Source organism: Oleiphilus sp. HI0132 (assembly GCF_001635845.1).
Window position 1 is genome coordinate 1 of sequence record NZ_LWGJ01000396.1, and the last position, 754, is coordinate 754.

Annotated in this window: 1 protein-coding gene; it reads right to left on the reverse strand. The window is 47.3% G+C overall.

Going from position 1 to position 754, the window contains the following annotated elements; translation table 11 throughout:
- On the reverse strand, nucleotides 1-754 hold a 754-nt coding region (locus A3766_RS04920; RefSeq protein ID WP_255375286.1), incomplete at both ends, for a penicillin-binding protein 2.

Consider the following 754-nt stretch of genomic DNA (forward strand, 5'->3'; position numbering starts at 1 on the left):
ATCGATCACTACCACCATGGCGACTTCGGGTTTATCTATTGGCGCGACGCCGGCAAACAGCGCTTTGTACTGGCTCTCTTCATAACCCGAGCTTCCTACACTGTGAACAGTGCCCGTTTTGCCTCCGACTCCATACATTGGCAATTGCGCTCGCGTTCCTGTTCCACCCTTGGCAACAACAGCCTTCATAGCTTTTCTCAAGGAATCAGAAACATCCGAGCTCAAAATCTGCTCTCCTGGGTAATGCTCTTCACGATAAACAAGACCCAAAGGGTGCTTTACACCACCATTCCCTAATATCATATAAGCTTGGGCAAGTTGCAGTGCGGTAGCATTCAGACCGTAACCATAAGACATGGCTGCAACTTCAATTGGCTGCCAATGCGAAGAGTCTGGCAAAGAACCTATACTCTCTCCAGGAAAGCCAATTCCCGTTCCCTGCCCAAAACCAAGCCGGCTAAACATATCCCAAACGACATCACCACTAAGATCCAGCGCTATACGACTGGTTCCAACATTACTACTTTTGGCAATAATATTAAGGACACTTAGCTCACCGTAGTTTCTGTGATCTCGAATTGACTTACGCCCTAAACGCAAATAACCCGGAGATGTATCCAGGCGGGTATTCAGTGTGTATTTGTTTGTCTCTAATGCCGCGGCTATCGTTGCTAACTTCATCGTCGAGCCCGGTTCAAATACATCGGTGATCGCTCGATTCCTCAAATGCGCAACATTTATATTGCTACGATTA